7 protein-coding genes are annotated in these 7706 nt (G+C 41.6%); 1 reads left to right on the top strand and 6 read right to left on the bottom strand.

Annotated elements, in window-relative coordinates; all coding sequences use genetic code 11:
* Positions 1-463: 463 nt before the first annotated feature.
* From QTN47_RS14565 to greA, 3 genes are all read right to left on the bottom strand, one after another.
* The gene (locus QTN47_RS14565; protein WP_369330119.1) at positions 464-1003 is read right to left on the bottom strand and encodes a hypothetical protein; all 540 of its coding nucleotides are present in this window, start codon (positions 1001-1003) and stop codon (positions 464-466) included.
* A gap of 82 nt (positions 1004-1085) precedes the next feature.
* Complete coding sequence (locus tag QTN47_RS14560) at positions 1086-1481, bottom strand: HIT family protein (protein WP_369330118.1); 396 nt, start codon at positions 1479-1481, stop codon at positions 1086-1088.
* 167 nt (positions 1482-1648) lie between these two features.
* Entirely contained in the window at positions 1649-2122 is a 474-nt protein-coding gene (greA, locus tag QTN47_RS14555; RefSeq protein WP_369330117.1) for a transcription elongation factor GreA, read from the bottom strand.
* 292 nt (positions 2123-2414) lie between these two features.
* On the opposite strand from greA, the gene QTN47_RS14550 reads away from it, so the two are divergent.
* Positions 2415-2933 (top strand): hypothetical protein, encoded by a 519-nt coding sequence (locus tag QTN47_RS14550; protein WP_369330116.1) that lies wholly within the window; start codon positions 2415-2417, stop codon positions 2931-2933.
* Between the two features lie 238 nt (positions 2934-3171).
* Here QTN47_RS14550 and QTN47_RS14545 read toward each other — a convergent pair whose 3' ends face one another.
* From QTN47_RS14545 to QTN47_RS14535, 3 genes are all read right to left on the bottom strand, one after another.
* A complete protein-coding gene (locus QTN47_RS14545) occupies positions 3172-4101 on the bottom strand; it encodes an NAD(P)-dependent oxidoreductase (protein ID WP_369330115.1) in 930 nt (309 codons plus the stop codon).
* Positions 4102-4306: 205 nt separating this feature from the next.
* Positions 4307-5074, bottom strand: a complete 768-nt coding sequence (rsmA, locus tag QTN47_RS14540; protein WP_369330114.1) for a 16S rRNA (adenine(1518)-N(6)/adenine(1519)-N(6))-dimethyltransferase RsmA — start codon at positions 5072-5074, stop codon at positions 4307-4309.
* 420 nt (positions 5075-5494) lie between these two features.
* Positions 5495-7696, bottom strand: a complete 2202-nt coding sequence (locus QTN47_RS14535; RefSeq protein WP_369330113.1) for a PspC domain-containing protein — start codon at positions 7694-7696, stop codon at positions 5495-5497.
* Positions 7697-7706 lie beyond the last annotated feature (10 nt).

Here is a 7706-nt window from a genome sequence, read left to right as displayed (position 1 = left end):
AGGTTCATTTAAATGTATGACGATAGATGTAGGATGTTAAGGGTACGATGTACAATGTGAAAGAAGGAGAAAGTACGAATTACGAAGTACGAAGTACGTGGGTGAAACAGGTTCATTTAAATGTATGACGATAGATGTAGGATGTTAAGGGTACGATGTACAATGTGAAAGAAGGAGAAAGTACGAATTACGAAGTACGAAGTACGTAGGTGAAACAGGTTCATTTAAATGTGCGGTAATAGATGTAAGATGTACGGTGTACGATGTGGAAGATGGAGAAAGTATGAGTTACGAAGTACGAAGTACATAAGTGAAACAGGTTCATTTAAATGTAACGATGATTAGATGTAGGATGTTAGGTGTACGATGTTGATGAAGGAGAAAGTACGAAGTACGAAGCACTCAGTTGAAACAGGTTCATCAATTTGCGAAGAGCTGCAAACTGAGCAGTTAGCTGACAGCTCTACGGATTCAGCTTCACATACTGCAGCCTGTATTTCTTTCCAACCTTGATTACGTCGGAGTGTGTTACATTCATTATTACCCCGATTCCGGCAACACCTAACGCGATGCCCAGCTTGGTAAGATTATCACCGCTGAACACTTCTTCATTATTGATAAGTCCGTTCGCGATGTTCAACACGGCATAACCACCTCCGCCAATCATAAACAAGGTGCCATTCTTGATAAATTCAAAAGATTCGGGTTGTTTGGGAAAGGCCTTAATATCATTAATATGGATGGGAAAAATTCCGAATGTGCTAGTGTCTGATATGCTCCCTATAGTTCTTACCTGGAACTGGCGGATAAATAATGAATCGTGTCTTATGGCTGTTATATAGCCCGACATCCATTGATAGTTATCTAACCTGCAGTCTATATACGATCCGCTTGTAAAACGCTGTATTGTTTTGTTTCCTTTCCTTAATACTACATAATCTTCTTGTGCCTGAACGTGGAATGCCGAAAACAGGATTGTAGCCAGTACCAGAATTTTGATCATGCTGATGGTTGATTGTTAAAACTAGCAAACGGTGCTTTAAACGCAATGTTAAAGTCCATTAACTTACAACCCCATCAACCGGTTAATTGTTTAGTGCAGTCAGTATTTTTTGTTGCACATCTTTAAACTCATCCGGACTGAGCTTTAATTTATGACGGGTGAAGTTGAGATCATCGGCAGAATTAATAGGAATCAGGTGCACATGTGCATGAGGCACATCAAGGCCAATTACTTCGACGCCGCAACGGTTACAATGAAAAGATTTTTCGATGGCTTTGGCAATTGGTTGTGCAAATATGAACAACTGGCTGATGTACTCCTGCGGCAGATCAAAGAAATTGTCCACTTCAATTTTCGGAACCACCAAAACATGACCGCGAACAAGCGGAAAAATATCCAGAAACGCGATGAATTGATCGTTCTCTGCAACTTTATAAGAAGGGATTTCGCCTGCTATAATTTTTGAGAAGATTGTCATACAGTTGTTTTATACGGCAATTGTAAGCAATATTTTTAAGTTGTACGTTATATGCGGCAGGTTTTAGTATTTGCAGCCCTTAACGCTTCGGCATTGTCGCACGTCTTCTTCAGACATAAAAGAGGCGCAGTAATTGCTGCGCCTCTTTCAAATATCATGATAAGGCCTTAGATCGTTATATTGTCCACCTTAAATTTCAATACACCGGTGGGCGCTTTAACCTCCGCAATGTCGCCGATGGTTTTGCCAAGCAAGCCCTGGCCAATAGGAGATGAAACCGAAACTTTCCCGCTTTTCAGATCAGCTTCTTTTTCACCGACAATCTGATAGGTAAAAGTCTTTTTAGTGGCAACATTCGTTATTGTGACCTTCGTTAATATTGAAACTTTGCTGGTATCAATTTCACTTGCTTCAACAATCCTGGAGCTTGCAATCTGCGATTCCAACAGCGCCATTTTAGCTTCCAATATTCCCTGAGCCTCTTTGGCAGCATCATATTCGGCGTTTTCACGCAGATCACCCTTTTCCCTCGCTTCAGCAATGGCTCTTGATGCGGCAGGACGCTCCACGGTTTTCATATGATGAAGCTCTTCCCTCATTTTTTCAAATGCTTCTTTAGACACGTACATTACATCACTCATAGTCTTCTGGTTTTGAAGGGGGTAAAAAAAATACAACGCCACATCCAATGCGTAGCGTTGCAGTAAATACAAATTTAAAAAACCTTTTTCAAAACAAACAAATTCTTACCCGCTATTCTATCAGAGAATTTTAACAAAAAACGGCATACTAAACCTGTTTTTTTTCCGTTTGTGATAATATGGGGCCGGATATTAATTAGTTATTAAAACGACTGGTAGACTTCAGGAAATTTAAATACTCGCTGCATTCTCTCAACTCATTCCCCCGATAGGAACCTTAAATAGAATGGCGATGAAAAAAAACGTTTCTTCCACAACTTCCTTACATCATTATGATGTTGGCAATGAAATAAATGGTCATTTTTATTGGGTTGGCCATTGTTCAAACGGCATTCATTATTCAGCCGGACAAACGTTCAATATTAAACAGCCGGGGCGTTTACGGGCGATCAAATTGTTTTCCGAAATGGTGACTGCACATACTGATGCAAGCATTACGCTGTTTGAGTTTGATGAAAGAAATCACGTGTGGCAGAAGCCGTTGCTCGAAAAACATGTGAAAGTAGATCACTCAACTGATGGCCAATGGCTCGAGTTTAATATGGATGGAATTGTGTTGGATGCTCACAGGCAGTATGGCTTTAAAATTAGTTGTAATAACGGCGGAATGATTGCCATTGGGGAAGGCAGCTGGACGGAAAAAGACCCTTACCCGGACGGCGAGGAATGGACGGGTTCTTCAGAAAATGCCTCCGGTTCATTTTACCGTAACCATGATCTTACTTTCCTGGCAACGATAGAGGGGAGGTAAAAGCTGAAAGCCTAAAGCCCAAAGCTTAAAACCTGGCTGGAGATGATGCGGCATGGTAAAGATGTATCCAGGCTTAAAGCTAAAAGCCTAAAGCTTAAAACCGGGTGAAAGAAAATGGTGAGATAATTTTATCTATAACTAATGCCGAGGGGTTACTTACCTCTCAGGTCCTCGCCAATAAAACAAAATATCTTGCATTCGCATCGGTTGCTGAAAGCTGATAGCTCAAAGCTGACAGCTATATCCCTATCTTATCCAACACAATTTTCGCCATCAAATAATATGCTTCATGACTGTAACCTGCAATATGCGGAGTTATAATAACATTGGGGCGATTGCAAAGATTTTCCAGCTGTAATTTTTGTTCTTCTGTGTAAGTTTCCAGCTTTTCGTTTTCTAAAACATCCAGTGCGGCGCCTGCAATTTTCCCATTATCTAATGCACGGATAATCGCCGAAGCATCTGTTACCTTACCACGGCAAGCGGTAATGAAATAAGGCTTTTTTTCAAGGCTATTGAAAAATGCATCATTTGCGTAGTGAAAGGTTTCGTCCGTTAAGGGGAGATTTAGGCTGATCACATCTGCATACCTGGCTATCTGCTCCACATTGGCTTCGTGCACATGATCTTTGGCGAAATCAAATTTATATTTATCGTGAGCAAGCACAGTTACTCCAAAAGAGCCAAGCAATTTTGCAAGAGCGCCGCCGGTATTACCAAAGCCTATGATGCCGACAGTTTTGCCGAATAGTTCGGTTCCTCTGTTCGCGTCGCGGATCCATTTGCCTTCTTTTACTTCATTGAAGCTGCTGCCGATCTTGTTCATCATGTTTAGAATGAAACCCATTGAATGTTCAGCAACAGCATTACGGTTCCCTTCAGGACTGCTTACACAAAGTATGCCTTTGCTCTCTGCATAAGGAACGTCGATCAGTTCCATTCCGCTGCCGAGTCTGCCGATCCATTTCAGCATGGGAGCGCTATCGAGAATGTCTTTGTCAATTTTTAACCTGGTAGTAACGATCAAACCAGACACTTCAGCAAGCGCGCCATTCTTCAGCTCATCGTAAGTAATAGCCGGAAGATAAATGATCTCGTAACCACTGCTCTCTAATCTTGTCCTTAAATACTCGTGTGTTTTGGCGGTAATTAAAACTTTCGGTTGCACTGCTGAAATTTTTTTGAGCAGCAAAGTAACAATTTTTGAACCACAGAGACATGGCGCCACGGGCGAAACACTAAAATTTATTTAATTGAAAATTGACAGTTGACAATTGACAATAGCTGAGACACGGAGAATTCCCATCTTTCAGGAGACAATATTCGCTCAGGAAATGGTTTTGAGCTTTAAGCTTTGCGCTTTAAGCTTTCTTTTATTTCATTCTAAACGTTAGTGCGGCAAAATCGTCTATTGAAAGTTGTTCGGCGCGTTTATTAAAGATTTCATCTTTTAATACATCTTCTGAGAACAGGCTGCGGGATGCATTTCGCAACGTTTTTCTGCGTTGGTTAAAAGAGGTTTTTACTACTGTGAAAAAATCTTTTACAGACCTCATTTCGTAAGCATTCGTTTTTCTTACAAGTCTTATAACGCCGCTCATTACTTTGGGTGGAGGATTAAAGCAGCCCTGCGGCACATCAAACAGGTATTCCACATCATAAAACGCTTGTATTAACACACTAATAATGCCGTACACCTTGCTGTTGGGTTTAGCAGCAACACGCTGGGCTACTTCTTTCTGGAACATACCGATACACACAGGCACCTGATCTTTCCAATCAAGAACTTTAAAAAGTATTTGTGAAGAAATGTTATAAGGAAAGTTGCCTACGACTATAAAATTGTTGTCAAAAGGGGCATCAATATCCAGGAAGCTTTTATGGATGATCTTATCTTTTAATCCGGGGTAAGTGTGTTCCAGGTAAGTTACTTTCTCGTCATCCAGCTCAACCGCTTTGAAGTCAATATTAGCAAGCTGAATAAGGTGTTTGGTAAGCGCACCTCCACCGGGGCCAACTTCCAATAATTGCGTAATTGCAGTATCTTCTAAACTCTTCTCCAGCGCAGCAACAATCTTACGGCAAATGTTCTCATCTCTCAAAAAGTGCTGTCCAAGTGATTTTTTTAGTGTGTACTGCATCGTACAAAAGTAAGGCATATGTACGATGTTCGGTGTTGGATGTACGGTGTACGATGTTAGATGTCTGATGTGATTAAATGCGACAGCGTGGGATTTTAAGTACGAAGTACGAGTTACGAAGTACTTAGGCGCAGCAGGCGGCTTTTGATGTAGGAGGTTAGATGCCCGCCCATACCGACGGCACGTTCGGGCGGGTACGGTGTACGATGTAGTGGAAATGTCTGATGTTAGTTTAAACCTGATAGACATCCTATCGTTCTTATACCTCAAGCCTTATAGCTCATATCTTATGCCTGATACCTGACGCCTGAAACCTGATACCCAAGCTCAGAGCTAATAGCTGACAGCTCACAGCCAAAAGAAAAGACCCTGCCCTCAAACGAGAACAAGGTCCTTCTGGTTGTCCCAACTTTAACCGACTTATATAGCGAATCTTGCTATTAAATACTGTGAGGGATTTCCCCAAAATATTGAAGCTGTTTTTACTGCTTTTGCTTTTGGTGCAGCTGGCTGTTCTTGTGGAGCTGCAGGTTTTTCGGGTTGATAATGGTAGCGTGTGCTATCATCTTTTAATTTGTTTTCCAGCTCTTTTTGTTTTTCATCCAGCTCTTTGCGTTGGCGTTGAATTTCGTCCAGTTCGTCCTTGTGAATTTCGCTGTCACGTTGCTTTTCATCCAATTCATCCTTAGAAGGTTTGGTACTTTTTAGTCCTTCAGCAGTCATCACATATTCTGTGTTTTCGCGCCAGCTATAGCCTTCGTTCCAATTGTCTTCCCATTCAACATTCCAGCCTCTTCTGCGATTGTAGTTAAAGTTTACATTGAACCATTTATAGCCATTGATACTTTCGTCCAGTTCTATTTTCTTTCCTACCGGTACTTCTATGATCACCAATACCTGTTGGTTGTGAAATTTGTTATTTTTTGTGATAGCAAATCCATTGGGTAAGGTAAGTATGCTGTCTGCCTGGTTTATCCTGAAATCTATTTTTTGTGCATTGTTTCTGGCGATTGCAGGATTGATACCGTGACTGAATTTTACCATTTGCAGGTGATAGTCTTTATCGTTGCTTTTTACAACACTCACTCTAACGGTGCGCATGATCAGGCTGTCTTCATTAATTCCGTAAAAGAGACCATCATCATCCCAGTGAATGCCGTACCAGTCGCTACCTTCAAAGTTGTAAGAGATCCTTGGAGTGGTCACGAACAGTTTGTTGCTGGTGGGCTGCACAAGACTTACTTTTTCTTCAACTCCACTCTTTGTTCTGTAGCTGCGGGCTATAGAAGCAGCAAGACAAATAGCGCAGATCAAACCAATCACCCACAAACCGCTGAATATATAACCCAGGTAAGGGTTTTTAGATCTCACTCTCAGAATTCTTCTTACCAGCCAGGTGAAGAAGCCTAAGATAGGTACACCTAAGAACAGCAGTACAGTGGCCCAGGCAAGTGAGGTTTGATTAAAACCATCAAGGAAGAAGGTTTTCAGAGGCATTACACTTACACCACCTATGATCATACCAATTAAAGCCACGAGTAACGCGAAGGCAATAACACCAGCGATGAAGAGAAAGAAAGCTTTAAAAATGATGCCTATTACGTGCCCAATTCTGCTGCCATTTTTTTTTGCTGTCGCGCCTATTTCAGAACCCATTTGCTGGGCTTTATCCTTAAATTCAGTTCCCCATTTTTCAGCGCGGGTCTTAAAACCTGAAAGGTCTTCCTGGATGGTGTTTTTTATGGTATTAAGGTCTACTTTTTCGCCACGCATTTCCAGTTTTTCAGAAGCTGTATTTGCTTCAGGAATTAAAGCCCATAGAATTACATATATAATAAACAGCGTACTTCCGAATGATCCGAATATCACACCGGGGAAAGGATCAAAATGCCAGAAGATATTTCTGAAAATAGAGGTGATAATACCCAACAACAGCGGGAAAGCGAATATTAACCGGGGGATCCAAACGGCAATGTCAAAATAAGCAGCGATACCGCTCGCAACACCCGCAATTACCTTATCCTCCGGGTTACGAAAAAGACGCTTTCTTATTTCCTCCCTTTGCAGCGTACGCTTTGGGAGGATGATCCACATTAATATATAGATAAGGAAGCCTGCTCCAAACCCGCCGATGGTTATTACCGCGAAAAGAATACGGACAATAGCCGGATCAATTCTAAGGTAGTTTGCCAGGCCGGCACAAACACCACCTAAAATTTTATCATCTTCGTCACGATACAAGCGTCCACGCCCTGTAGATGTATAAGTTTCAGATTGTTGTTTGCTGCCACTGTATGAGCCACTGTTAGCAGAATGACTGTTTGCCTCGCTGCCAAGCTGAGATTTCACTTTGGTTTCATCATCATCAAAATCTTCAGGGCGGCCCATGCTGGCGATTATGGCGTTTACATCATCCTCAGTAATGCATGTACTACCTTTTTTTAAGGATTCGCTAAACAGTTCGGCTATACGACCCTCAATGTCATTGATTATTTCGTCACGTCCTTCCTCGTTGGCAAAGAAATTCCGAAGGCTTTCAACATACTGTTTCAATATGTCGTAGGCGGCCTCTTCTATCGGAATCACCCGGCCTTGAAAGTTTATATTGATTACCTTTTTCATGGTATAAAAG

This window comes from Danxiaibacter flavus (assembly GCF_041060425.1).
Lineage (GTDB): Bacteria > Bacteroidota > Bacteroidia > Chitinophagales > Chitinophagaceae > Danxiaibacter > Danxiaibacter flavus.
Note: the sequence above shows the minus strand (reverse complement) of the source record. Positions and strands in the feature narration are given on the sequence as shown.

Excerpts from the sequence above, each read along its gene's own strand:
- QTN47_RS14565 (WP_369330119.1), bottom strand. The coding sequence starts at position 1,003 with ATGATCAAAATTCTGGTACTGGCTACAATCCTGTTTTCGGCATTCCAC.
- rsmA (WP_369330114.1), bottom strand. The coding sequence starts at position 5,074 with ATGCAGTACACACTAAAAAAATCACTTGGACAGCACTTTTTGAGAGAT.
- QTN47_RS14560 (WP_369330118.1), bottom strand. The coding sequence starts at position 1,481 with ATGACAATCTTCTCAAAAATTATAGCAGGCGAAATCCCTTCTTATAAA.
- QTN47_RS14535 (WP_369330113.1), bottom strand. The coding sequence starts at position 7,696 with ATGAAAAAGGTAATCAATATAAACTTTCAAGGCCGGGTGATTCCGATA.
- QTN47_RS14550 (WP_369330116.1), top strand. The coding sequence starts at position 2,415 with ATGAAAAAAAACGTTTCTTCCACAACTTCCTTACATCATTATGATGTT.
- greA (WP_369330117.1), bottom strand. The coding sequence starts at position 2,122 with ATGAGTGATGTAATGTACGTGTCTAAAGAAGCATTTGAAAAAATGAGG.